Annotated in this window: 35 protein-coding genes; 33 read left to right on the forward strand and 2 right to left on the reverse strand. The window is 29.7% G+C overall.

The window, feature by feature from the left end; translation table 11 throughout:
* The first annotated feature begins 65 nt into the window (after positions 1–65).
* From BB_RS05845 to BB_RS05970, 26 genes are all read left to right on the forward strand, one after another.
* Entirely contained in the window at positions 66–1,289 is a 1,224-nt protein-coding gene (locus BB_RS05845) for a phage portal protein (protein ID WP_010257444.1), read from the forward strand.
* A 16-nt stretch (positions 1,290–1,305) separates the two neighbouring features.
* Positions 1,306–1,998, forward strand: a complete 693-nt coding sequence (locus BB_RS05850; RefSeq protein ID WP_002658634.1) for a DUF1357 domain-containing protein — start codon at positions 1,306–1,308, stop codon at positions 1,996–1,998.
* A 12-nt stretch (positions 1,999–2,010) separates the two neighbouring features.
* Complete coding sequence (locus tag BB_RS05855) at positions 2,011–2,568, forward strand: DUF228 domain-containing protein (RefSeq protein ID WP_002658736.1); 558 nt, start codon at positions 2,011–2,013, stop codon at positions 2,566–2,568.
* A 6-nt stretch (positions 2,569–2,574) separates the two neighbouring features.
* Positions 2,575–3,339 (forward strand): DUF228 domain-containing protein, encoded by a 765-nt coding sequence (locus tag BB_RS05860; RefSeq protein WP_010883743.1) that lies wholly within the window; start codon positions 2,575–2,577, stop codon positions 3,337–3,339.
* 29 nt (positions 3,340–3,368) lie between these two features.
* A complete protein-coding gene (locus tag BB_RS05865; protein WP_044283624.1) occupies positions 3,369–3,941 on the forward strand; it encodes a DUF228 domain-containing protein in 573 nt (190 codons plus the stop codon).
* A gap of 21 nt (positions 3,942–3,962) precedes the next feature.
* Positions 3,963–4,922, forward strand: coding sequence for a hypothetical protein (locus BB_RS05870; RefSeq protein ID WP_002658423.1), 960 nt, complete (start codon positions 3,963–3,965; stop codon positions 4,920–4,922).
* 19 nt (positions 4,923–4,941) lie between these two features.
* A complete protein-coding gene (locus BB_RS05875; RefSeq protein ID WP_002658643.1) occupies positions 4,942–5,397 on the forward strand; it encodes a DUF3890 domain-containing protein in 456 nt (151 codons plus the stop codon).
* On the forward strand, positions 5,397–5,780 hold the full coding sequence (locus BB_RS05880) for a DUF1506 family protein (protein ID WP_002658662.1): 384 nt from the start codon (positions 5,397–5,399) through the stop codon (positions 5,778–5,780). Before BB_RS05875 ends, BB_RS05880 begins: the two co-directional genes overlap by 1 nt.
* Positions 5,768–6,157 (forward strand): hypothetical protein, encoded by a 390-nt coding sequence (locus BB_RS05885; protein ID WP_002658432.1) that lies wholly within the window; start codon positions 5,768–5,770, stop codon positions 6,155–6,157. Before BB_RS05880 ends, BB_RS05885 begins: the two co-directional genes overlap by 13 nt.
* Positions 6,154–6,720, forward strand: coding sequence for a DUF764 family protein (locus tag BB_RS05890; protein WP_010883726.1), 567 nt, complete (start codon positions 6,154–6,156; stop codon positions 6,718–6,720). The genes BB_RS05885 and BB_RS05890 overlap by 4 nt, the downstream gene beginning before the upstream one ends.
* Entirely contained in the window at positions 6,701–7,813 is a 1,113-nt protein-coding gene (locus BB_RS05895) for a DUF787 family protein (RefSeq protein WP_010883744.1), read from the forward strand. The genes BB_RS05890 and BB_RS05895 overlap by 20 nt, the downstream gene beginning before the upstream one ends.
* Positions 7,814–7,827: 14 nt before the next feature.
* Entirely contained in the window at positions 7,828–8,256 is a 429-nt protein-coding gene (locus BB_RS05900) for a DUF1463 domain-containing protein (protein ID WP_002658441.1), read from the forward strand.
* Between the two features lie 15 nt (positions 8,257–8,271).
* Positions 8,272–8,727, forward strand: a complete 456-nt coding sequence (locus BB_RS05905) for a DUF1473 family protein (RefSeq protein ID WP_002658668.1) — start codon at positions 8,272–8,274, stop codon at positions 8,725–8,727.
* A complete protein-coding gene (locus BB_RS05910; RefSeq protein ID WP_002658671.1) occupies positions 8,724–8,960 on the forward strand; it encodes a DUF1322 family protein in 237 nt (78 codons plus the stop codon). Before BB_RS05905 ends, BB_RS05910 begins: the two co-directional genes overlap by 4 nt.
* 7 nt (positions 8,961–8,967) lie before the next feature.
* Positions 8,968–10,242: a DUF759 family protein gene (locus tag BB_RS05915; protein ID WP_010883745.1), complete on the forward strand. Its 1,275-nt coding sequence runs from the start codon at positions 8,968–8,970 to the stop codon at positions 10,240–10,242.
* Between the two features lie 22 nt (positions 10,243–10,264).
* Positions 10,265–10,948, forward strand: coding sequence for a DUF792 family protein (locus BB_RS05920; protein WP_010883746.1), 684 nt, complete (start codon positions 10,265–10,267; stop codon positions 10,946–10,948).
* Between the two features lie 3 nt (positions 10,949–10,951).
* Entirely contained in the window at positions 10,952–11,902 is a 951-nt protein-coding gene (locus BB_RS05925) for a DUF693 family protein (RefSeq protein WP_010883747.1), read from the forward strand.
* A 17-nt stretch (positions 11,903–11,919) separates the two neighbouring features.
* Entirely contained in the window at positions 11,920–12,465 is a 546-nt protein-coding gene (locus tag BB_RS05930) for a DUF777 family protein (protein ID WP_010883748.1), read from the forward strand.
* A gap of 29 nt (positions 12,466–12,494) precedes the next feature.
* Positions 12,495–12,827 (forward strand): DUF2634 domain-containing protein, encoded by a 333-nt coding sequence (locus tag BB_RS05935; RefSeq protein ID WP_002658459.1) that lies wholly within the window; start codon positions 12,495–12,497, stop codon positions 12,825–12,827.
* Positions 12,824–13,699, forward strand: a complete 876-nt coding sequence (locus BB_RS05940; RefSeq protein WP_010257824.1) for a DUF276 domain-containing protein — start codon at positions 12,824–12,826, stop codon at positions 13,697–13,699. The genes BB_RS05935 and BB_RS05940 overlap by 4 nt, the downstream gene beginning before the upstream one ends.
* Positions 13,700–13,708: 9 nt before the next feature.
* Positions 13,709–14,314: a DUF735 family protein gene (locus tag BB_RS05945; RefSeq protein ID WP_002658699.1), complete on the forward strand. Its 606-nt coding sequence runs from the start codon at positions 13,709–13,711 to the stop codon at positions 14,312–14,314.
* A gap of 9 nt (positions 14,315–14,323) precedes the next feature.
* Positions 14,324–15,139 (forward strand): DUF685 domain-containing protein, encoded by an 816-nt coding sequence (locus BB_RS05950; RefSeq protein ID WP_010883727.1) that lies wholly within the window; start codon positions 14,324–14,326, stop codon positions 15,137–15,139.
* Between the two features lie 75 nt (positions 15,140–15,214).
* The gene (gene blyA, locus BB_RS05955) at positions 15,215–15,418 is read left to right on the forward strand and encodes a holin BlyA (RefSeq protein WP_002658481.1); all 204 of its coding nucleotides are present in this window, start codon (positions 15,215–15,217) and stop codon (positions 15,416–15,418) included.
* Positions 15,419–15,421: 3 nt separating this feature from the next.
* Positions 15,422–15,769, forward strand: a complete 348-nt coding sequence (locus tag BB_RS05960; RefSeq protein WP_010883728.1) for a BlyB family putative holin accessory protein — start codon at positions 15,422–15,424, stop codon at positions 15,767–15,769.
* Positions 15,759–16,094 (forward strand): BlyB family putative holin accessory protein, encoded by a 336-nt coding sequence (locus BB_RS05965; protein ID WP_010883729.1) that lies wholly within the window; start codon positions 15,759–15,761, stop codon positions 16,092–16,094. Before BB_RS05960 ends, BB_RS05965 begins: the two co-directional genes overlap by 11 nt.
* The gene (locus BB_RS05970) at positions 16,087–16,440 is read left to right on the forward strand and encodes a BBA14 family lipoprotein (protein WP_010258449.1); all 354 of its coding nucleotides are present in this window, start codon (positions 16,087–16,089) and stop codon (positions 16,438–16,440) included. Before BB_RS05965 ends, BB_RS05970 begins: the two co-directional genes overlap by 8 nt.
* A gap of 137 nt (positions 16,441–16,577) precedes the next feature.
* Here BB_RS05970 and revA read toward each other — a convergent pair whose 3' ends face one another.
* Entirely contained in the window at positions 16,578–17,060 is a 483-nt protein-coding gene (revA, locus tag BB_RS05975) for a fibronectin-binding protein RevA (RefSeq protein WP_010883730.1), read from the reverse strand.
* A 171-nt stretch (positions 17,061–17,231) separates the two neighbouring features.
* Here revA and BB_RS05980 point away from each other — a divergent pair, with 171 nt between their 5' ends.
* Complete coding sequence (locus BB_RS05980) at positions 17,232–17,678, forward strand: Mlp family lipoprotein (protein ID WP_010883731.1); 447 nt, start codon at positions 17,232–17,234, stop codon at positions 17,676–17,678.
* Between the two features lie 36 nt (positions 17,679–17,714).
* Here the strand turns inward: BB_RS05980 and BB_RS05985 are convergent, their stop codons facing one another.
* Positions 17,715–18,728 (reverse strand): ERF family protein, encoded by a 1,014-nt coding sequence (locus BB_RS05985; protein ID WP_010883732.1) that lies wholly within the window; start codon positions 18,726–18,728, stop codon positions 17,715–17,717.
* Positions 18,729–19,113: 385 nt separating this feature from the next.
* Between BB_RS05985 and BB_RS05990 the strand changes: the two genes are divergently transcribed.
* The 6 genes from BB_RS05990 (at position 19,114) to BB_RS06015 (ending at position 24,556) form a co-directional block, all read left to right on the forward strand.
* Positions 19,114–20,214 (forward strand): plasmid maintenance protein, encoded by a 1,101-nt coding sequence (locus BB_RS05990; protein WP_010883733.1) that lies wholly within the window; start codon positions 19,114–19,116, stop codon positions 20,212–20,214.
* 9 nt (positions 20,215–20,223) lie between these two features.
* Positions 20,224–20,790, forward strand: coding sequence for a DUF226 domain-containing protein (locus tag BB_RS05995; RefSeq protein WP_010883734.1), 567 nt, complete (start codon positions 20,224–20,226; stop codon positions 20,788–20,790).
* Complete coding sequence (locus BB_RS06000; RefSeq protein ID WP_010883735.1) at positions 20,766–21,506, forward strand: ParA family protein; 741 nt, start codon at positions 20,766–20,768, stop codon at positions 21,504–21,506. Before BB_RS05995 ends, BB_RS06000 begins: the two co-directional genes overlap by 25 nt.
* Before the next feature lie 54 nt (positions 21,507–21,560).
* Positions 21,561–22,118 (forward strand): chromosome replication/partitioning protein, encoded by a 558-nt coding sequence (locus BB_RS06005; RefSeq protein WP_010883736.1) that lies wholly within the window; start codon positions 21,561–21,563, stop codon positions 22,116–22,118.
* A 12-nt stretch (positions 22,119–22,130) separates the two neighbouring features.
* Entirely contained in the window at positions 22,131–22,763 is a 633-nt protein-coding gene (gene bdr / locus BB_RS06010) for a Bdr family repetitive protein (protein WP_010883737.1), read from the forward strand.
* Between the two features lie 467 nt (positions 22,764–23,230).
* Positions 23,231–24,556, forward strand: coding sequence for a DUF244 domain-containing protein (locus BB_RS06015; protein WP_010883738.1), 1,326 nt, complete (start codon positions 23,231–23,233; stop codon positions 24,554–24,556).
* Positions 24,557–24,580 lie beyond the last annotated feature (24 nt).

Genomic DNA, 24,580 nt, shown 5'->3' on the forward strand with positions numbered 1-24,580 from the left:
ATTTTATTGACAAAAATATTAGTTTTTGCTATCATACATCTAATTTAATAAAGAGAAGTAAAAAGGTGTGTGATTTAAGAAAAACAAAACTAATAGATAAAATAAGTTCACTAGAACTATACAAATACTCAATATTTTTTAGAAATTACATTGAAAATGTAGCAGAAGATTGTCTCAAGAACGGACTTATTCTTGAGAGTGCTGCCCACAATGTTAGTGAGGTTGAACTTGCTAGGTTAAAGGTACAGCTTAAGAATGCTCTGCTTAATTGTATTATAAGCTACCGTTTTCATGGGATTGGCTATGTTTTAGTAAAAACCAAAGATACCCTAATAGATCTCGAACAACCCGTTAATATAGAATTACCTATTGGTTTTGAATACCTTGATTATGAATATGTAAGAGATTTGGGAGTTGATTTTGATCATATAACCTATAAAGTAAAATCCAACAATAAGAACAATTCTTTAGACGCAGTTAAAATACATAAAAGTCGACTTATCATATATGAAAACTTTGATTATATCTTAAAAAGATATGTTCCGTGTTATACCGAAAGCTTTTTACTAGATATTTATTTATTTGAAAAGATATACGTAGAAATAGAAAGACGTATTGAAAACCACAATTTCTTGTTTTATAAAGATGAATCTTTAGTACAACTACAAGACGCACTCTCTAGTGCAACAACTTCTTTAAGTGCACTTACTCAGAGCAATAATGATAGGGGAAGTGGCATTTTATCTTCTTTTTTGAGAAAACAAAATTCAAACAATCATAGTAAAGATATTTCTAATTTAAGAAACCTTAATGACTCATTATCACAGGAGCTTGCTAGGCTAAAAAGCAATCTAAATAATGAGGGAATGTTTTATACGGCCACCCCTAGTGCTAGTTTAGAGGTTATTAAATACGATCTTAGCTACTTAAAGGAGGCTTTAGCATTAATTAAGGCAAAAATTGGTGCAGATACTAAAGAGCCCTTAACCAGAAGTTTTAATGAGCAGGCTAAAGGACTAGGAAATGATGGTAAAGGTGATAGGAGTAATTATTACGATTTTCTCAAAGGTGTACAAGAACAAGTTGAGAACTCTTGTAATTTAAAACTTACAAAGTATTTTGGGCTTGATATGAAGTTTAATTCTCTGATTATGTTAAGTGAAGAACAAAAAGTGGAAAGAGATATAAAGCTAATTGAGCTTTACAGTAAATATAACCAGCTTATACAAAGTAGCTCATTTAATAATGAGGAGCTAGCGATGTTAAAAGAGAAATTATTCTCATTTTGAGAAAAGGAGTTAAAAGATGACTGAGAAAGAAGAAAAAGAAGACCTGCAGGCACAAGATAAAGAAGAGCAGCAAATTAAGGCTGATACTAAAGTTATCAGTGTGCAGGAATTTGAAGAGTACATGCGTTTTAAAGAGCAGGCAAATAGTAAATCCAAAGAGACAAGTCGAGATTTAAGTATAAATGAACGAATAACAAAAGAACTTGCAGAAGTTGAAGAGCGGGAGCGTATTGAAAAGCAATTGTTACTAGAGGCTGAGCGAATTAATGAAATTGATACACTTGCAAAAGCACATCTTAGCAATCATTTTAACAAAGAGGTGCTACTTGCAAAAGGATATACATTAAAAGACATTATGCAAGCACAACGTAGAGAACTTGTACGCAAGTTCGTTCCAATTGAGCAAATTAAAGCTATTGCCAAAGTATCAGACATAAGTCATATCGATGGAGAGATATTAGAGCAACTTGTTTCTTTAGCAAAAGTGAATATTAAATTAAGAAAAAATGCGAGTAGCAGTTCTTCTTCTGTTGACTCTATTAAGGGGAATATTGCTATTAAATCAGAAGAAAGAGCAAGTTTGCTTGATTCTAATTTTGTACCTATTAATTTCACAGAATTTGTACAAGCGATAAGTAATACATACAAGCAAAGACGAATTCAATTTTATGAAAATCTAAAAAGACATAAAAGAACAAGTATTGCCTAAAGGAGTTTTTAAATGAGTGATATAACAAAAATTAAACAAGAATTTGATAAGAAAGTTGCAGAAATTCAAGCATTAATGAAAAATCCCCAACAAGACTCAGGATTGCTTAGCAATTCTATTGATTTTAGAGACCAAAATCTAATTTTTTCCAATTCTGGTGGGGTTTGCACTAGCAGTAAAGACAAAATAGAGAATTACCCTGCTAAAGGGTATCCGTATAAACGGGGTGTTAAGCTTAGTTTTGGAGATGGAACAACCGAACTAGAAGTTGAGGCTGGTGGTGGAGACGATTTATATGGAGTGTGTTCCGATATAGATGAGTTTAGCGGTATGGCAACTGTTATACCAATTACAAATAACTTTACTGGGTATTTAACGCTAAAGAAAGATGGACAAAATGGTGTAAATCCAGGAGATAAATTAAATTTTAACCAACATGGGGAACTTGAAAAGGTCACTGGGGCTCAAAAATCTGTTAATGCAATAGCACTTTCAAAGGCACACAAATTAACTGAAGATTTATTTATAGTGCTTGCTAGTGTATTTGGGAATAGAGCAATAAAAGGGTAATAAATTATGGCTTTAAAAGGCAACATGCAAGTAGAAAATCTTGAGGCTGTTGAGGACCCACAGGTAGATTTAGGGGCACAAGTTTCCGCTGCTCCTAGAGCTAAACGGCAAGCAAGACAAGCTGAGGACGTACAAGGGGAAGATCCCTATTTGGAGTCAATTAGCGAGCTTGATGATGTTCTTTTAAAATTTAAAAAATATTCAAAATCAATGAGTTCAATTGAAAATAAGGTTTTTAGCAGTTCAAGTGGCTGTTTTAAATCCAAGAATGAGCGAGTTGATGCATATTCATTTGCATGTTCAAGTTATACAGACAAAATAGAGGAATACCTTTACGATCCAGCGAATAGTTTTCCATACAAACGCGGCGTTAAACTTGTTCCAAAAGAGAACTCTATATATGTTGAAGTTGGAGCTGATACTGATATGTATGGGATATGTGTAGATGTATGTGAGTTTAGTTGTACTGCATATGTATTGCCAATTACTAACAATTTTGAAGGGTATCTTGTTACAAGGAATCCAAGTATAAAAATAGGAGAAATACTAGACATAAATAATAACGGTGTTATTATCAAGGCCGGAGGTGGGCCACCAACCGCAATTAACATATATGCTCTATCTGATTCATTTACAATCAATTTTGCACCCGAAGATGGAAATCAAGATCAAAATAGATATCCTAGGCAAGAGTATTCTATTAATTTGATAAAAGTTGCAATTTTTGGAAATAGAGGCCTTGAGAAAACAGTAAATCCTGATGGTGGTTAAACTTTGGGCGAATAAAAGGAGGTAAATAAATGGGAGATACAACGCAATTAGTAAAAGAGTATCAAGAGAAAAGAAGTAAACTGGAAAAGTTTATGAAAAATCCCCAACATGACGCTAGTTTGCTTAGCAATTCTAATGAATTTAGAGACAAAAATGTAGAATTTTTTGCTTCTGGAGGCACTAGAACTAGTAAGTTTGACAAATTGGAAAATCATCCATTTTTGGGGTATCCGTACAAGCGTGGAGTAAAAAGAGTTATTCAAGAGGCTCAAGATAATCAAAGTCACTATGAGCCACATGTTGAGGCTGGTGGAGGTGAAGACTTATATGGAATATGCATTGACATAGATGAGTTTAGTAAAACAGCTACTATTGTGCCAATTACCAATAATTTTGAGGGCTATTTAGTGGCAAAAGATTCTACGGTTAAAGTAAAAGATAAACTTATTTTTAATAAAGACGGTGCTCTTGAAAAGGTGACTGGAGCACCAAATAAAGCAACTATTAATGCAACAGCATTGACTGATGCAAAACAAATTAGCAATGAGGTTTATTTAGTAAAAGTAGCTGTATTTGGAAATAAAGCTATGAGTAGAAATTAATAATATTTGGGAGGATTTAATATGGAATTATTTGATGAAAATTATTATGCAAAAGCTGTGGCAAATATCATAGGAGAAGTTAAAGATCCTATTATGTATAAATGGTTTTCGCCCGATCAAATTGAAGATGTTGATCTACAAATGGGATATCAAAAAACCGTAAAATGGGACGCGTTTTTAAATGCTAATCCTACAACAATTGCCAATGAGGTTAATACTATCTCAACTATTGGATTTAGTTCTGAAGTGGTAAGACTTAATTATTTGAAATTACAGTATAAATTCAGACATTTAAAGCAGACTTCTGAGAAATTTTATACTTCAGATTCATATATTGGGGACATTAATAATAATTTACTTCCTTTTGCTCAAGCGTATAAGCTTGCAAGTAGTGAAATTATTAAACTTATTAATCACTTTGTATTAACCGGGACTGTTTCGATTCAAAAAGATGGGAAAAATCAAAAACGCCTGCTTCCAAATATGTATGGGCTGCTTAATATGCCCGAGCAGATAAAAGAAGAGGTTGCTAGTGGTGATAAAGATAAAATGGATAAAATCTTTGAAAAGATTGAGGCTGGACTTTCAAAGTTAGAACTGGGCGACGAATTTTCCACCCCGATGATGGTAATAGTTGACCCAGCAACGTCACTTAAACTAGTAAAACCATACGCAGCAGCACAGGGTGCAGCAAGTAGTTGTGAAAAATGGGAAGATGTTTTAATTCAAACTATTAAGGCTATTAATAATAGAGAAGATGTTTACATTGAAACTTCAAACTTGCTGAAACATAAAATACTCATTTATCCACTAAATTCTGAACTTATTAAATTTAAACCTAGCAAGTATATGCTACCTACACCGAATGAACAAGTTGATAAAGACTCAACCGATGTAGCTCATTCATACATTGATTTTGTTTTAGGCGGTCTACTTGCTACTAGAAAAACTATTTTGCAAGTTAACATAAAGCAAAGTTAAAAGTATAAGGTAAGTGAAAATGAGTGAACAAGAAAGCTTACAAGCACAAGTTGCAGGAGAAGAAGAACTTTTAGTAACAAAACTCCATTCAGAAGTGTTATTGCTATTAGGAATAGACAAATTTGCACTAAGCAGGCAAAATTTTCTACTTCATTTATCCTTACTTCAAGCTATTCTAGTAACACGCGGTATTGATGCCAGTTCACTGACGTATGAACAAATATTTTTACTTACTTTCTACCATATGGGCTGCCAATTAAGAAAACAGGGAGTTGTTCGAGAATTTGAATTTGATAGGATCAAAAAAGAGAAATTCAATGAACTTGAACTTGATTATTATCCTAGTAGCAGTGGAGGCGAAGAAGGCGGCGAGGGGAGTTGTGGCTCAAACAAGAATTTTTGTTCACAACTTGATGCATTTTTAGAAAAACTAAAAAGAGAAACTTCAACGCCATCTTGTGTGGGGGTTGTCTAATGAATGGTGTTAGGAAAAGACTTTCTGATATGTCATTTCGCATGATCAACGTATTTAAGGATCCTAAACCCTTAAAGTTTTATAAAGGTACTGTTGTAAAGCTTGAAAATGATTCTTCTTATCAGAGAGTATTTGATAAAACTAAGTACATTGAATTTGCAGGAGTTATTATTGACATAAAGCCACAAGAACTTGCAATTCTTTATGATTCTGATATGTCTGATATTCAAGGATATTCCAAACTTTACACATATCAAGACCTTAACTATGAACCAAAAGACCGAATATCAATTGCAGATTTAGTTTACTTTGAAATATTTAGTATTGACTCTTCAATAGGATATTTTACTTTGGTTTTAAAGGAATTTATATGGACAAACTAGAATTTAAAATGGAATTGGAAATTGGGTGGTTTGGTGGTCGTGCAGGTATTGCTAAAATGCATGAAAAAGGGAGTAGCAATTTACCAGCAAGAAAACATTTAACCAAAATTGCTAGTAGTTCTGAGTTTAGAGAATATATCAATAATAGCTATATAAATTCTAAGTTTAATCTTGACCCTAAATCGGGAATGGAGGCTATTGGACAAGCTTTTATAAGATACTATGAAAATTATCTACTATCAGCACAAGTCACTCCAGCCTTAAAGGCTAATACAATCAAAAGTAAGTTTAAAAGGGGTAGTAACACTGCAGCAATTCCACTTGTTGATACAGCCAAAATGTTATCAGAGATTACTTATAAGGTAACACTTGAATGATTTTCACTTTAGATATGGTATTAAATCATTTAACCCAAATATTTAAAGGGTTTAAGGCATATGCAACTGAAAATAATTTTGAGTGCGATATCATAAATACCTACAATCATCCATATCTTTCAAAAATCACAGCTGCTAGCTCAAATATAATAGCATTGAAATTTGATGGTACAGAAAATCTATTTGATCATAATTATAGAGCCGGTGTATTTTATGAAAATGCTTTGGAATTTAGTATAAATTTTCAAATATATATTATTGCAATAGTGTTAAACGCCAAAGACTTTGACGCTAATTCACGCATGTTAATGCTTTATAGTATGCTTAGTGACTTTCTACACAATAAAGCTCATAAGTATAATTTGCCCAGTCTACAACCCGACTATATTAATAAAATTAACTTCTACATTTACCCAACATCTAATATGCAAACAGTTGGACTGATTAATTTAGGCACAAAATATAGCAACCATGCATACAGTGCATCTATAGCATTTAATGCTAGTGTAAAAGCAATTGAAATTTTAAAGGAGGAATACGAAATTGCCGCAAGATACAATTAGTGTAAGTTTGCTTGACTCTAGAATTCAAGCTAGTAGGCCTAATTATTATAATCCACTTTTGGTTTACAAAACAGCTAAAATCAAAGTTAATAAAGATGCTGCTAGCTATAAAATATTGAATTTAACCGTTAATAATTATGAAAAACAAATTGAAACTTTAGAAAAAGAGAATGGAAATGGAGAAGATCAGTTTGGAAAAGAAAAAACACTGCTTAAAACTGCAATGTCAAATTTTTTCAATTCAAGCGAAGAATCGTTAAAATCAGCCGATCTTTTCATTTATAAGGATAAGCCTGAAGAGCTAAAAAATTATCTTAAAGTACATAGACACACTTTTGTTGTACTTATTAACACTGAGGGAGATGCGTCAGATGATGGACTTAAAATTTACAAAGATGACTATAATAAATTCAAAAAGCCTTCAACTTTTTTTGTATTCTCGACTAAAGAACAAGAAATAAAAGAACTATTTAAAGATAAAGGCAATACTGAAAAAGAAAGAAATATTGCTGTTTACAGCAACAATAAAGACAATTTACACCTTAAATTTATAAGTCAATATCTCCATCAAGCTAGTATTTTCCATGCTGTAAATCCTTATGGCATGCCGCTGGCTGCTACACCACTTGTTGATGATACTGTAATTGGAAAGTTGCGAACTGCAAAAATCAACTTTTATTCACTTCTTAATGAAACTGGGCTTGATGGTGTACCTGCCTTTAAAGAAGGTGTTGACCTAGCTGGAGGTGCAATAGACGAACAATTTACATACCACTATATAAAAAACGAAGCGATTATTGAGCTTATTAGAATTTGGAACAAAAACAATAGGCAAAATAGCAAATTATCTGCACTACAACTTAGTGGAGCTAGAGACAATGCATATACTTCAGCAATTGAATGTTTACTGAAAAGGTTTGTGGATAGAGGACTGATAATAGAGTATAAAAATTTAAGGCTTACTCTTTCTCCTACGCCACAACTTAAATTAGAACTTAGCGTGAATATTACTTATAACTTTAGCATTAATGCTGTTGCTTTAGTAATTACTACTCAAGATATAGTTGATTATCAAAACAGCTTAAGTGCTTAAAAGGGGGGCTAAAAATGCAATTTTATGATTTAAGAGAAGTTTATTTTTCAATTGGTGGTACGCAGTTACATAGTGGCAAGCTAGAGCTTACAAGCGAACCTACAACAAGAGCAGTGATTAGTAGTGAAGATAAAGGTATGCCTGTAATAAGCTTAAGAGATCCCAAAACAATAACTTATGTTTTCAACATTGAAGTGACACTAGGTAGTCATGACTACATTTTGTTAACTGAACTTTCTGATGAACAGTTTTACAACATGGATGTGAGAAAAGAGGATAAAATGCTTGATTTAGCATTCAATGATAGAATTGCTACCAAAATTATTTCTAACTATGCAATTTTTACTGAAGAGCCTTCAAGAAGTTATTCTGCTGAGGCCGAAAAAGTATCTTTTGAAATTAGGGCTATTAATTGCCAAAAATCTAAACCAAACAACTCTTAAAAGGAGATTCTTATTATGATAATGAGATATAAAATGAAAATTTTAACTAAAAATAAAACTTATGAATATCCGCTGAGAGTACTTCCCGTCTATGAATGGGATAAAGTGCTAGGATTTAATCAAAGTGACGCTGTTTTAAAGCTTAATGAGGTTAAATACTTAAGAGAAATCACAAGCTTAATGATAAGTCCAAAATTTTTAGACGAATTCTATGTGATTTTGGATCAAAATAGAGAATTTATTTCTTATTATAAGGACTATCTTGTTGCAATAATTTACACTGCACAATTTAATACTTTTCATTTAGACAATGATCTAAAAAAGCCCGCTTTAGTATATTTGAGTGAGTATGAAAATAATGTTGGTGATTTTGTTGCTTTTGACTATATTAATGAAAATTTTGATTATGAAAAAGTAGCCACTTCACTTTCATCAAGTACATCAAATTCCAATGAGCTGGTTGCTAAATGAACAAAAGAAATAGAGATATTGATAAAGCTATTGCAAGTCTTGATGAGACTAGAAAAAAATATTTTAACTTGCTTGACGAGATTAAGAACGATAAATACTATTTTCCAGTAATTATGAATATTTGCTCATACGACTCGGTTAAAAAATTGCCTTATGACGAGCTTTTAGAAGTCAATAGACTTGCTGAGATTAAATTAGAAAAAGAATTGTATGAATTAATTTTAAGCAAGTGAGGACTTAGTGAGCGACAAATTCACCATTAAATTTAAAGGTATTCTTGATCATGCTGCAACAAAAAAGGCCATTGAACAAGATATTTCTAAAATGGAAAAATATCTTAAACCTAAAAAATCTAGTTTGGGTAGCACTAAAGATATTGTAAAAAATAATTTGTCGGACAAGAAAAAAGAACTTAGTAGACAATCTAAATTTGAAAGCTTAAGAGAGCGTGTTGAGAAATATAGACTTACACAAACTAAAAAACTTATAAAACAGGGCATGGGGTTTGAGAAAGCTAGAAAAGAGGCTTTCAGAAGATCTTTAATGTCTGATAGAGACAAAAGGCGTCTTGAGTATAAAGAACTTGCAAAAGAATCAAAAGCAAAAAGTAAAATGTTAGCGGCCTCTCAAGGAAAAGGACTTGTTGCCAAAATTGCTATAGGTAGTGCCCTAGGGAATATCATTAGCAACGCTATGAGTAAAGTTGGAGGAGGCCTTTTAGGTTTTGCTAAAAAAGCGGTTGAAGAAGACACCAAAACAAAAAGAACACAACTTCTCAATAAAGCGTTTTATGGTGATCCAAAAGAGAAAGAGGGTCTTTTAAAGATTATTGGCGGAATGAAGGGATTTGAGCGCGACCTAGAAAAAGAAGAATTCTTAAATCAAGCAAGTGTCTTTAAGGGTACTTTAAGGGATTTAGATATGTTAAATGAAACTAATTTGAAAAACGCAGTAGAATTTGCAGCTATGCTTAAATCCAGTGGTGCTATGAGCAGCGAAGATGCAGTAAAGGCTGTTAATAGTGTTCTTGGGGGTGATGGAAGTGAGCTTTTTGATCTATTAAAGAAGTCAGGTGTTGGAGACAAATATATAGAAGATGCCAAAATGGCCTGGCAAAGCGGGGCACAAGTAGATCTAGAGTCTAGAATTACCAAGATGATGGAAATGTTCGAGGATTTTAAATCTTTCGGCCTTACAAAAAAAGTCAATAATGCTGAGAGTATTCAAAGTAATTTGGCCTCAGCTGAGCAAACTCTTCAAAACTTAACCACTACTGTCTTGGACCCATTACTTGACCTCATTAATAAGATAACTAATTACTTTAAAGACTTTGCGTTTGAAACACACATTATTAATCCCATAATTAATGGCATTAAAAGTATTTTTAATCTTAATTATTTCTTTGCAAAATTAAAATCGATGCTACCTGGATGGATGGGCGGAGATGAGGGTGCGGCTCTAAAAAAACTACAAGAAGAAATTCAAAATCAAGACAATGCTAACAGCACACCATAATTTTTACAAAAGGTAATTACTTATGACAAGTAACAAAAAAATTGCTAACAATGCAGCTAACAAAATAGATATTAATAATAAAATTACTAACAATCATGATATTGAAAAGAAAAAAATCAAGGAAAAAATTAATGATATTGAAAAGAAAGAAATCAGGGAGATTACTCGAATAATAAGAGATGTAATAACCCAAATATTTGCCCTTTTCGGAGCAGATAATTTTTTAGTGTTATTTCCTAGAATGGATCTAAAAGGTTTTGGATATATTCCTCAATTGTTTTTTATAAAACCAAAAAATGAACTCATAACACGCACTTATAATACTAGTTGTTCTAAAAGACCAGTTATCAATTATTATGATAGAAAAGCGGAATATGTAAGCTACAATCCGGTAATGACTGGTGAACATATATCATTAAACGGGGGAATACTAACATCCTTATATAAGGATATGATTTCTTTACTCAAAATGACTGTTTTTGGCAATACTATGCTACGCTTTGACGCTCATCTTGTAAAAGAACAACTAGCCAATAGAATACAAGCACAAGTCCCTTTTAGTATATATAGTCCAACTTTTGGCCTTAAAGAATTAGCTGTAATTACAAGTCTTTCGTTTAAAGATACTCCTTTCATTGACGAAGTTGAGGTTAGTTTATCAATAGAAATAGTAAAAACATTTGCATTGGAAAAATATAAAGGATAAAAAATGCTGTTACTACAATATGATTTTAAAATTGAGTTCTACAATGTAGATACATCAAAAAAATCACCTGATGGAATTCCTTTCGCCGAAGAAATTCCTAAAATTATCATCAATACACAAGATGGAATTCATATTGATATTTCCATATCCAACGTGTATTCAAATATTCATACTATAAGTTCCAAACAAGCAAAAGTCGTACTTTGGAATCTTCCCTTAGACTTCACCGACGACATTAAATTTGGAGATATAGTAAAAATATATTATAAGAAATTTGCTCATGAAAAAAATTTTGATTTCATAATGGCAGGAACTTTAGGACCTCCTATGAGCACTGATTATCCGGGTGGGGATTTTAGTGTAGATCTTGATGTTCGTTTATTAACTAAAAGCAATTTCTTCAATCGCGAATTGGCAGGCAAAGAAGGCAAAAACTTTAAAGGCAAAACGGTGAAGGAGGCAATAGAATCTGTATTTCCCAATCGCAATATCCTTAATATGGATGAAAAAGATTGTCTTAAAATTATTGACAAAGATATTTATGCCACAACACCAAAAGAGTTTATTGACAAAATTAAAGGAACATATGTTCATAACGTAATAGCCGATATTGGTACTGGTTTACGGGGATATGAATGCTATCTGATATTTACTAATTATATAAAAAAGGGGGAAAATGTCCACTACGAGGCATTAGAAGACTATGGGCTTGAATTTATACCACAACAAGAAATTACTTTGGGCACAACACTCAAAAAAAATCTTATATTTTGGAACGCAAAAACATTTTTCACACATAAGTTAAATGTTGGAGATAAAGTCTCATTTATTGATGGACTAGGGAAAATGATAAAAACCACTATAAAAGAAACAAGTGCAAGGCTTAGCAATACAGGAGAGTGTTCATTAATATTAAAGTTAGAAGATGATTCTAATACAAAACGTAAAAAATAAAGGGGACTAGAATTAGAATGAATGAAGACTATGAAATTTACAGAATGAATCAACGCCTTTATGGCCAGGCATTGGCTCAAGAAGACCTTAAAAATTGGATTTATTCAAACATTTTTATAATTAAAATTGGCACTGTAAAGGAGTTTAAACATCAAACTCAAGAAGCTATTGTTACAATACCCGAATTTGAAGATTTAGAAATTCACACAAAAAATATCTCTAATATCAGTTTAGAACTATCAAAAGGTGATTGCGTTTTACTACTTCAATCAAGCATTAATATTTTTGATAAAAATAACGATATTCACTTTGACAAACATCATTTTTATATACTTAGTGCAATTAGCCCAAAGACTTTAAATCTAATCTCTGATACTGTTAAAATTAGAGCGAATAATAAAATTGAAATAGCAAACCAAACAACTAGCTTAAAAAAAATTCTAGATAATATTGTTAGTGCTATCAATGGTATAAAAATTATAGGGGACTCAGTAATTGACGAATCAAGCTTAAAAATAGCAACCGCTCAAATTAATTCTGATATTAATAGTTTGTTTAAGTAATTTTTGCTAAATATGGTATAATTACTAGTATGGATTTAAGATTAGGCAATAATTTTGAATTGGTATTTAATAACGATTTATCACTTGTTGATGGAATTGATGAACAAAAACAAAGATTTTTGATATTTTTAAAAACCTTAAGGGGTAGTTTAAGCTATGCTCCTCATTGGGGACTGGACTATTTCTTGCTTTTAAAGCTGTTAAAAATTAACAATCTTCACGCTGTAAAAAATTATTTTCATGAAATATCTAAAGAGCTTAACTTAGATTTAATAAATATTTCAACTACTATACAAGACAACAAAGCACATATATCCTTTTTTTTCTCGGGCGATGTTTTAAATATGGAGTTTAATTTATGAGCATAGTTTTTGATTCTGATTTTGGCATTTTAAAACGTACAATTAAGGATATTGTAAGAGCTAAAAGAGAATATTTGCGTGTAAATTATGGTATTAATATTGACGACAATCAAAGCTCAATTTATAACATTATTGCGTCTTCTTTGGCATTAATTGAAGAAGAAATAATTAATGAGCTCAATCTCTTTTTTTCTAAAATGAAACCTGGTGGTACTTATTGGGCTGCTATTGAAGAACACATTTCTTCTAAAAGCACAACTTACAGTGCTGTTCGCAATGCTTTACTTAATCTTGATGGGATTGAGTACACTAATATTAAAAGTGCAGCTGGTAAAGCCAACATATATCTAATTCTAAAGGAAACTTTACTAGACACTAGTAAATCTAATATTAATAGTCCTGAATTTAAAGCAAAACTTTGGGAAACATTATATCTAACAACTCCTAGTGGTACTTTACTTGAGGGAGACATAGAAATTGATGGTCTCAATTCAACTGGACAACGTAAATCCTATAAAATATCACTAGGGAAAAGAAAATATGTTTACATGAAAGTAAAGTATAAACTTGACCTTAAAAACTATCTCTACTTAAACATAGACTCTCAAATTAGGGACATTTATTCTAGGATTATTTCAAATAACTATTCTGATATGGGAATTAGCTTTGAATATCAAGACTTTTTTGCTCCAGTTAATGAAGTTAAAGGAATTAAGTTTATGGAAATAAGTGCTTGTATTAAAGATACAGACACTGAGAGTATTACAAAAATTGGTGATAGCGATTTTAAAAAAAATCAAGATATTGCCATTAATGATGACACAATGCTACTTTTCAATATGACAGATAGATTGCTTATTGATATTGGATAGTTAACAAATATGAAAATACCCAATCTTTTCAAAAACACCGAAATTCATAAATTTATACGTACAGAAACAGAATATGCACAAGCATTGCTTAATGAACTTAAGTCCCTTAATTCCAACTTCATATCCATTAATGTAATAGAAAATATAAAATCAAGATATATTGCAATATGGATATCTCAAGTTTTATCTATCTTTTATGCAAAAACTCAAACTTTACAAAGTATTACAAGCAATATTAATAGTGTTATTTTTGCTTTACGTCATATTGGCACTGACGAGTCATTTAGACTGATTTTCAAGACCTTTTTAAATGTGGACATTGAAGTTACTACTCCTGAAGCTGGGGTTATTGATATCTCTTTAAAAGGGGTAATAAAAACAAACTTTACTACATTTATTTCGCCTAGCACTAAGAAAGGAAAACGACTAAAAAAGATAATTCTTAGAGAAAAGAAGCCGGGATATGCTGCATCTAAAAAGGCTTTAGTATTCAACTCACTTCCTAAGGGCTATGATCATTCAATTTATGCTTTTATTAAGAGAATTATTCCTATTGGTAGAGTTCTCAAAATTAATAATACAGATGGTAACAATATTATAACTTTTAACAACTAAGGAGGTTTTATGGCTGATGATCAAGAAAAATTACTAATTGATGAAGAAGAAACGGTTCAAATAAAAGATTTAAATAAGGTTACGACCGTTAACGATACTGATCTTTTACTGCTTGATGATGGAGCTGCAAGCAGTAATGCTATCACCTTTAAAAACTTTTTAGATGCTTCTAAAGACAAAATATTTAAAGGAGAGGGATTAGACTATTTTAAGCAGATAATTAAGTCTACAATTGCCGAAGAACTTGCAGCTGATAAAGATTTTGTAGAAAAAATTTATGCTAAAATAACGGACAAATTAATTAACAACGATTCTACTAATATTTCTAACCTTTTTAGTAAAATTAAATCACGCCTTACAGATAGCATATCATCAGCCACTTTATCTAGAAGTGATCATCTTTTGATAATGCCTTCATCAGATACTATTCAAAAAACACCCGTTCCTAAACATATACTTGGAGTACCATCAAATCTTGCTTATGGCAGCATAACTAGAAGTACTACACTTTATCCTTCTGACTATGAGAATAACGCGATATTTATTAATATGGAAGACAATGATGATGTAACTCTTATTTTTTCTAAAAGTTACGATAATTCTCCCGTTTATCTTGATATTGAAATTCAAGTAAAAATCAATGATAATAGGATGCAGAAAAAATCATTAAAACTTCAGTATTCTGATGAAACTACATACAATAGGGTTTATGAAATTGCGGGCCCCCGCGGACTATTCACCAGAATTCCCATTTATAAAGGATGGTATGTCCAAAAAAGAGCCTCCTTGTATGGAGATCCAGTCCCAGATCTTTTAAAACTGTAAACTTTTTAGCAAAAATTATGATTTTGGTATATAATATACGTATAAAAATAAAAAATTAAAATGAAGGATTAAAAAATGGATACTATTAAATTAACCGAACTTCTTATCAATTTAAACGAAATTAAACTTATAGCGGTAATGATTTTTGTAACAGTGCTGGTTTTAGGAGTATTAATTCTTCTCAAGCCTTTACTAAAAGACATATTGACTATTGTAATAGGCAAGATTTTTAAGAATGGTAATGGTAATGGCAAAAATCACATTAAAAAAAGAGATTAACTTATGAAATTATCCAAAGATAATGTTGAGCTTGGACTTACGTCTTTATCAACCCTTATTGATATATTTTCTAAATTTGAAGATGAATTTGATGAAATTGCACATAAAGGATTCTTTTTGGTTTATGAGCTGTATTCTCATTATAAATTAATCTATACAGCAAATATGGAAAGACTTGAGAGTGCATTAACCCCAGCAATAAATAAAGCACTCGCTCCATTAAATGAAAAAATCAATCAATGCATTGACTTAGTTAATTCTGATGAAAAAAATCTCAAAATATCTAATGATCTGAAATTCAATCAGGAAGGAAAACCTATCTATAAGGAAAGAACAAATAATGCAAAATAACACTATTGGTTTAGGACTTAATTTACTATCCAGCTTAACTAACATAGCTAAAACTGATACAAACATAGATCATAATTACATTAATACTTTTAGTAAAGTAATAGATTTTTTCTACAAAACATATATAAGCACACTAAAATCTATGGAAACAGCTGAGTCAACTAAAATATTTGAAGAAATAAAAGACATTTTAAAATACAATATTGAGATAATAGAGGCTATCTCTTATGACAAAAATAAAAAAATTATCACTTCACTTAAAGCAAAACGCAACAAAATTATGAAAGAATACATCAAAATGCTTAAAAGGAGTGAAAATGCTTAAAAGATTGCATTGTTTACTAATTGTTTTGTTGTTATGTTGCACCACTATTGCTAACCTACCAGAAGAACCAAAACCGCCAATTATTCCAACGCTAAAATCTTTAGCTAAATATGAAACACAACTTTCAGAATATGTTATGTATCTTGTAACATTTTTAGCTAAAACAAAAGTGAAAGTTAATGACCCCAATTATCCAGAATATCCTTATCCAGACTTATCAACACTAAAAGACGAACACTCTATACCTGCGGTAAAACATAACATCAAGATATATTTAGAGTACATTAAAAAAGCAAAACCAATAGCGGAAAAAGTATATCATCAATATTCGAAGTTAAAAATGTAAATTACAAAAAGGTTTTTCTTGCAAGAAATTCTAATTTATGATCAAATCGGCTTTTGCAACAAAAGAAAAATCTAGATATTAGATTGACGCAGATTTAATATCTAGATTTTAACATTTTCAACAGGAATATTTGCTAATTAATTAGTGCCCTCTTCGAGGAACTTTATTACTTTGTCTATCTGTTCTACAGCGTTTTTAGACATTTTATCCCCATTACCAGAAGTATTGCTTCCAAGAAGTGGTACAGTTACTCCAACTAATTTTGCTTCTGACCATATTTTTCTTTTTGAAATATCCTGATCCTTGTCAGTAATGTTTTCAATGGTATTTTTAGCTGCTTTTAACGCTGCTAATTTGGCCGCTAATTTATCCTGAAAGGAATTTTGCAAATTTAATAGTTTTTCTTTAAGCTCCGCATTGCCTATATCTTTTAAATTTTCTTTTAATTCATTTATTTTGTCTTTATAATCTTTAAATTTGCCTCCAGAAGAATCATTTACAAGAGCTAAAACATCCTCCATTAATGAATCTATTTCTTTCTTTTCTTCTACATATGCTTTACAAGCCATTACAAATAACATTGCTGCAAAAAATAATTTAAATATGTTTTTATTTCTCATTAGTTACTCCTATATTCAATAATAATGAGATAAAAGCTAGCACAACATTTGAAAAATATAAATCTCTCAATTAATATTTTTAAAGATTTTTAAAAATAAGCTCTATAATTACAAGAATAAATTTTATTTTTACTCAACATATTGTACTGGAGATAAGGAAAGGAAATAACAATGAAAATCATCAACATATTATTTTGTTTATTTTTACTACTACTAAATAGCTGCAATTCTAATGATAATGACACTTTAAAAAACAATGCACAACAAACAAAAAGCAGGGGAAAGCGTGATTTAACCCAAAAAGAAGCAACACCAGAAAAACCTAAATCTAAAGAAGAACTACTTAGAGAAAAGCTATCTGAAGACCAGAAAACACACCTTGACTGGTTAAAAGAAGCTCTGGGTAATGATGGAGAATTTGATAAATTTTTAGGATATGATGAAAGTAAAATAAAAACAGCACTTGATCATATAAAAAGTGAACTTGATAAATGTAATGGAAATGATGCAGACCAACAAAAAACCACTTTCAAACAAACAGTTCAAGGAGCTCTTAGTGGGGGGATAGATGGATTTGGTTCAAATAATGCAGTTACTACCTGCGGCAATGGGTCCTAATAGTTAACAGCCCCCATATTGGGGGCTTTAATCTTGCTATGCTGCAAATATCTCATCAAACCGTTCGTATTCTTTTAAGATACTAAAGAATATTAATGGACTAGGGCCATAAATAGGCCTCTTAAGCCCCATAAACCTTTCAAAATCTTGTAAATCCTTTAATCTATTATTTTTCTTGAAATAGTTTTTTATAATCTCGGCCCAATAGTTTATGCTTTTAAAATCACTATTTTTCTCAAAATACGAGATTAAATCAGATTCAATTTTCTTGATATCATCAAAATTATTGGGGTCTATATTCTGAATAAAGCTTATTTTTTGAATAATTGAGTTTATATTATCTTTTGTTGTAGGGCTATTTACCCAGTCTTTTATATTAGACAAAGCTTCTTTAAAAACACCGTAATAATAAAGCCTATCTTTTTTTTGTTCTTGCTTAATATCTCTTTTCTGGTTTTGAATAGTGTTATTTTTTTGAATTTGATTAATCTCTTGTTTTTGTTCTCTTTTTTGTTCTTGCTTTTGATTAACACTAACTTGCTTGCTAGGCATAGAATTTTCGTTTTCGTGGTTATTGTAAATAGGAGCTGCATCAGTATCTATTTCACTTTCTATACCAAGAGCTGCAACTAAAGCATACCTTTTGACATAAGTAATGCCTGAACCAAACATCTGATACACTGTATTTGTAACTTTAGACCCATTTTCATTGTTCCATTGTAAATTTTCTGTAGGAATTCGCGTATCAAAAGAAAATTCATATCCAGTACTTGTACTGTAGAATGTAGTCCTAATATAATCAACTATGCCATATTGACCCTCTATAGAAATTGGATATTGCTCAATATCAAGCTCCAAATTGTGCTTTTTAATAACATTTTTAATTTCTCTAACTATTTCATTGAAATTTTGATATTTATATCCATATCCTTTAAGACTTTTGTCAATCCCTGGTAAATTCATTTTTAGGGTTTTCATATCTTTTCGGAAGCTTATTTTTGCTTGAATATTATTTTGTATTTCTTGATTATTGTTTGAAAGATTTTCCATCTTTTTACTCCTATGGTTATTTATAAAAATAAGTATATAGCAAAAACTATTTTTGCCAACTTTTTTACAAAAAATTTTACAAAAAAATAGGGCTTAGCTAAATTCTCTATTATCTACTAAAGAAATTAGTTAAGCCCGTGCTAAAAATTTTTTTGCAAATTACCATAGGTAGTCAAAACTGAAAAATGTTTAAATAACTACGCTGTTTGTAGTGTAGCCCAATTTTAAATTAAAATCAATTTATATTTTCACTGAATTAAAAATTTCTATATTAATTTAACAAAATTAATAATTAAAATTTAATATTTTTTTAGAAAAGTATTTACTTTTAAATCAAAATTTTGCATTATAATAATTAATTATTAATTACCATAGGAGAAAAAACATGAAAGGTTTTTCAAATACCACAAAAAATCCCACTTGCCACAACAAACACCAACACAAGTTAATATATCTAGCTTCAACACTAGATTTTCTAAACAAAAAAGATAAGAAATACACACAACAAAACATACTCTATTACTATAATGAAAATCTAAAAAGAAATGGTCTAGCTCCCACTACTCTAAGAACAATGCAAAATTATCTTTACAAATTAGAAAAAGTATTAAAAGTCACAACTAATTACTACCAACATATGGGTGTAAATTGTGGAACTGAAATTTACTATAAGCTAAAGTATCCTAAAAAAGAATGTTACCAGAAAATCAACAAGTACTTTAAAGAACGAAAAAACTCTAGATTTAAATCTAGAGTTAATAACCATTTTAAAGACAATGTTTCCAAAAATAGTAGTGTAAATTCAGTGGAGTGTTTAAGTAATAAAAATAATATAAAAGAAGAAAGAAAGATTAACGAAATAGAAAAATATCAAGTAATAAAGTACTTCAACAAAAGTAACTTCTTATGTAAAGAAATTCTTCCATTTTTATTAACATTAAATGTTGATAAAGATACTATGATTAAAATAATCAAAAACATAAAAAGAGTTGAAAATAAATTGCTAAAAAACACAAATTTAAATAAATCTTGCTTTAAAGAAAAGCAAGAGAAACTAAAGAAAATTCTAAATAACACTCAGAAAGAATTCGAACAAAATGGATATAATCCCGAACAATTAAAGACAAATTTACAAAAAGTATACGAAAATTACAAATTTAAGCCCCACTTTATTATTGAAAGGCATAAATATAACGATTTAAACAACATAAAACGTAAATTAGAAAAGGCGATTGAAAGGGAAAAGCAAAATTCTCAACAAAATTATCAAAATTTAAAGGAAAATATTTTCAATATCCTTATTGAACAACTAAAAAAAGAAACAAATATTGAAATTCTAAAGCCAATTATCAAAAAATATTTGAATAACCAAAAGAAAATAGAATACAATAAAGTATTTGGTATATATCATCTTGAATTATCAGAAATAATAAAAAATGAAAAAAATTCTTTAACCACAGAAGAATTTAGCATAAAGGCCGTATGAGGATTTAACATGGAAAATGCACCAGAACCTATTGAAACTGTAAAAAAGGGTAAATGTAAGGTTGAATGCCAAAATAAAGAACGTTTTATTTTGATTGAAAAAGAAAATGGTAAAGCAATGTACCATACAAAAATAATGATGGACATTTATAAATTTGGAGTTTATGAGAAAAAACACGAATTTAGATTATCATTGAGGGCCTTATTTAACGGGGAAAGAATTGTTGAAGAAACTCATTTATACCCAATTAAAGAAGGAGATAAGTTCATTGGTATTTTTTATGGCTACAGAAAACCAATTAAAAAGCCGTTAATAAAGTATCAAATAAATGGGACTAAAAAAGCATATGCATTAGCAAGGGCATATTATATGGAATTTAGATTTAAAGCAGGAAGTGTTTTTTGCTATTTTAAAGGGCTATATCGATTATTAGATAAAAAAAGAACAAATAATCACTACAACAAAGTTTTATTTAGTATGTTTACAGATTTAGAACAACAAGTATATAAATTTTATGGGAAAAAATACCCGGAGCAAGGACCGTTAATAAAATGGATACTAAAAAACCTAAAATAATAACAATAGCGTCAATTAAGGGCGGTGTTGGCAAAAGCACAAGTGCAATAATTTTAGCAACGCTATTATCAAAAGACAACAAAGTACTTTTAATTGATATGGATACACAGGCTTCAGTTACTAGTTATTTTTATAAAACATTAGTAGAAAGTGAATTTGATTTACTTGAAAAAAATATATATGAAGTTTTAAAAGGAAATCAATTAATAAATGATGCAATTATCAATGTTGATCATAATTTTGATTTGTTGCCAAGTTACTTAAGCTTGCACACTTTTAGTGAAGAGCCCTTGCCTTATAAGGAACATAGGTTAAAGGATAGCTTTAAATATTTAAAATTTAAATATAATTTTATTATACTTGATACTAATCCCCATTTAGATTCTACGTTATCCAATGCTTTAGTTGTTAGTAAACATGTTATAGTTCCAATGACTGCAGAAAAGTGGACTATTGAGAGTTTGCAACTATTAGAGTTTTTTACGGATAAATTAAAGTTAAAACCCAAAGTATTTTTATTTGTAACAAAATTTAAAAAAAATAAAACTCATAAAGATTTATTAGAAATGTTGCAAAAAAAAGAAAAGTTTTTGGGGATAATATCAGAACGTGAGGATTTAAATAGGAGAATAGCAAAAAATGATAGATTTGATTTAGATAAAGATTATATAAAGGAGTATGTAAACGTTTTAAATAATTTTATTTTGAAAATATGAAATTTGTCCGATAGTTGGATGAATTTTTTTAACAAAAAGGATAGGAGATTAATTATGGACGTGGGAATAAAAATAAACGATAGGGTAATATCAAAAAAGGAAATAAAAAAAGAATTAAGCAATAAAGATGAAATATTAAAGCATTATAATTTGTTGAAGGAGCGCTTGAAATCTAATTTTCAAAAAGAAATCTATAATAAGATAGAGAGTATGAAAATTTTAAAAGAAATAAAAGATAATGAATACTATAAACTTGATGGTTATAAAAGTTTTGATGCTTTTATAAAAGATTATAAGTTAGCCAAAAGTCAAACTTATGAATATTTGAAGATAGCATCAGCTATAGAAAATGGCGTAATAGAAGAACTTTTTTTATTAGAAAATGGAATTAAAGAAACTATAATCTTTTTAAGAAATAGTAATTCAGATACGGTTAAAAAATCAAAACAAAATCCAATAAAACCATTAAGATTTCAACTTAAAAGCAAAGAAAGTTATGATTTTTACAAAAGTAATGCTAAATTCACGGGATTTTTATTAGATGAACTTTTTGAAAGTCAAAAAGATTTGATTAATAAATTCTTAAGAAGATATAAGCAATTAAAAGGATAGTAAAGGTATTTTATGACTAATTTAGCGTACAAAACGTATAACATAGAAAGCATAAAAAATGAGTTTTTAAACATAGGATTTAGTGAAGAGGCAATAGATTTTGTTTTGCTTCATAATGAAAATTACAGCTTTGAGGTTTTAAAAGAAAAATTGATTAATGTAGAGAAGAATTTGCAAAAAGATATATCTAGTTTGGACATTAAGATAGATACTGTAGAAAAGAATTTACAAAAGGATATATCTAATTTAGACATTAAGATTGATGCCGTGGAAAAGAATTTACAAAAGGATATATCTAATTTAGACATCAAGATTGATAATGTAGAAAAGAATTTGAAAAAAGATATATCTAGTTTAGATACTAAGATTGATGTTGTAGAGAAGAATTTAAATCTAAAAATAGATTTTGTAGAAAAGAGTTTAAATGCCAAAATAGATAGTTTAGACGTTAAAATAGATAATGTAAATAATAAAGTAGATTATATTAAAAGTGAACTTATTGCCAAGATAGATAGTGTAGAAAAAGGGTTAAACGAAAAACTTAATACAGGAAATAGGCTAATACATTTTATGATATTAACAGCAGCGATTCTAGGCCCAGTTTTAAATGCCCTATTTATGAGATATTTACAATATATCAAATAATGATGTAATGCATAATTTGCTTTTTTCAAATAGTTTATTATCAATTAAAGCTTATTTAAGCTTTTAAATAAAGTAACTTAAATAAGTTCTTTTATTTTAATAAATACAAATTGATTTTAATTCTAAATTGAACTGAATTTAATTGTTTAGTGAGTTCACCTAAAATAAATTAAGCTAAGCCCGCGGCTTTATTAAGCTCTTTAACATGAGAATTTAATAAAGCTTTTATTTATTATAATAATTTCTGTAAAAAGCCTGACAAAAATAGTTTTTGTTATACATATGTATATGTATAGCTAAAAAAATATATTGCTATCAAAAAAATCCAATTAAGTTGGGTTTAGCTAAGTTCTTTAACAAGAGAATTTAGCTAAGCCCTATTTTTTTGTAAAATTTTTTGTAAAAAAGTTGGCAAAAATAGTTTTTGCTATATACTTATTTTTATAAATAACCATAGGAGTAAAAAGATGGAAAATCTTTCAAACAATAATAATCCACAAGAAAATATTCAAGGAGAGCTCAAAATGATAAGTGTTAATCAACAAAGTTTTACTGGTTGTGAAATAATTGAGGAAAAATCTTCTCCCATTAAAGAAAAAAGTAAATTAAGTAAGATAGGTAAGAAATTGCCAGGAATAAGCAGTCAAGAATGTTTTAGATTTAATCGAAATATTGATTTTAGTGTGCAAAGAAACAAACTTGATAAATACGGTGCTAGTGAAGTAGGCAATATTCTTGTTGGAGGTGCTGGACTTAAAGATTTAATGATAAACAGAGTGCTTAAATATTTTAGAATGAGCCTACCTTTTGAAGAGAATTTGTATATGCTCAAGGGCAAAGAATTAGAGAATTTAGGATTTAGAGAATTTGTTAAAGCACATGGTGATAATATTGATATTTTGTATAAAAACAAATATGCTAACGGTGTTGATAAGTATAATTATTTCAAAAAAATGGGCAGTTCAGAAACTTTAGTGGGCTCAACAATTGATGGCTGGTTTATTAATAATAATGGCGATTTAGAACTATTAGAGATTAAAAGTAGCGACTCTAATTATATGAGTAGTGCTATTGCTGAGTACAATAAAAATGGCAATTTTTTAAGTAGTAAATATTTTTTCAAATATTATATACAAGCACAAATGCAGCTAGCATGCACTGGGCTTGAGTATTGTAATTTGTTCTTTTTAATAGATGCTGCACCAATTAACTGTAAGATTAAAAGAGATGAGGCCTTAATATCAAAAGTGTTTGAATTTGTTAATAAATGTGAATTAGAAATTATAAATTTAAAAAAAGATATTTATAGTAACTATAGAGAGGAATACTTAATGGCACATAATTTTAACGAGGATACGTTTATAAAACTTGTTGAAGATTTAGTAGAAAGGAGTGATTTTTATAGTTCTGGAGTTGAGTTTGATTGGGCAAGAGAATTTATAGAATATGTTGATTGTGCAGACCTTGAAATTAAGGATAATCAATCTGCTGAAAATCTTGCGTATGATTTAATGGAGATTGATAGTCTACAAAAAGAATTAAATAGAATCCAAAACGAAAATAAAAAAAGAGAAAAGCCCATTAAAGATAGGTTGAAGATGCTAATTTACAATATTACAAATACATATCCACTAATTGAGCAGTTAAATTATAAATTTGGAGAGTTTGTGTTTACTCTTGACTCTAAGAAAAGGGCAATATCAGATAGATTGAAGGGACTGCTACCAACAAGTGGTACAGTATTTTTCCCTAGCAATATAGCATTTACAAATAGTGTTAGTGTCCCCATGTGAATGGGTGCACTAAAAAATTAAAAA

The organism is Borreliella burgdorferi B31, from assembly GCF_000008685.2.
Classification (GTDB): domain Bacteria; phylum Spirochaetota; class Spirochaetia; order Borreliales; family Borreliaceae; genus Borreliella; species Borreliella burgdorferi.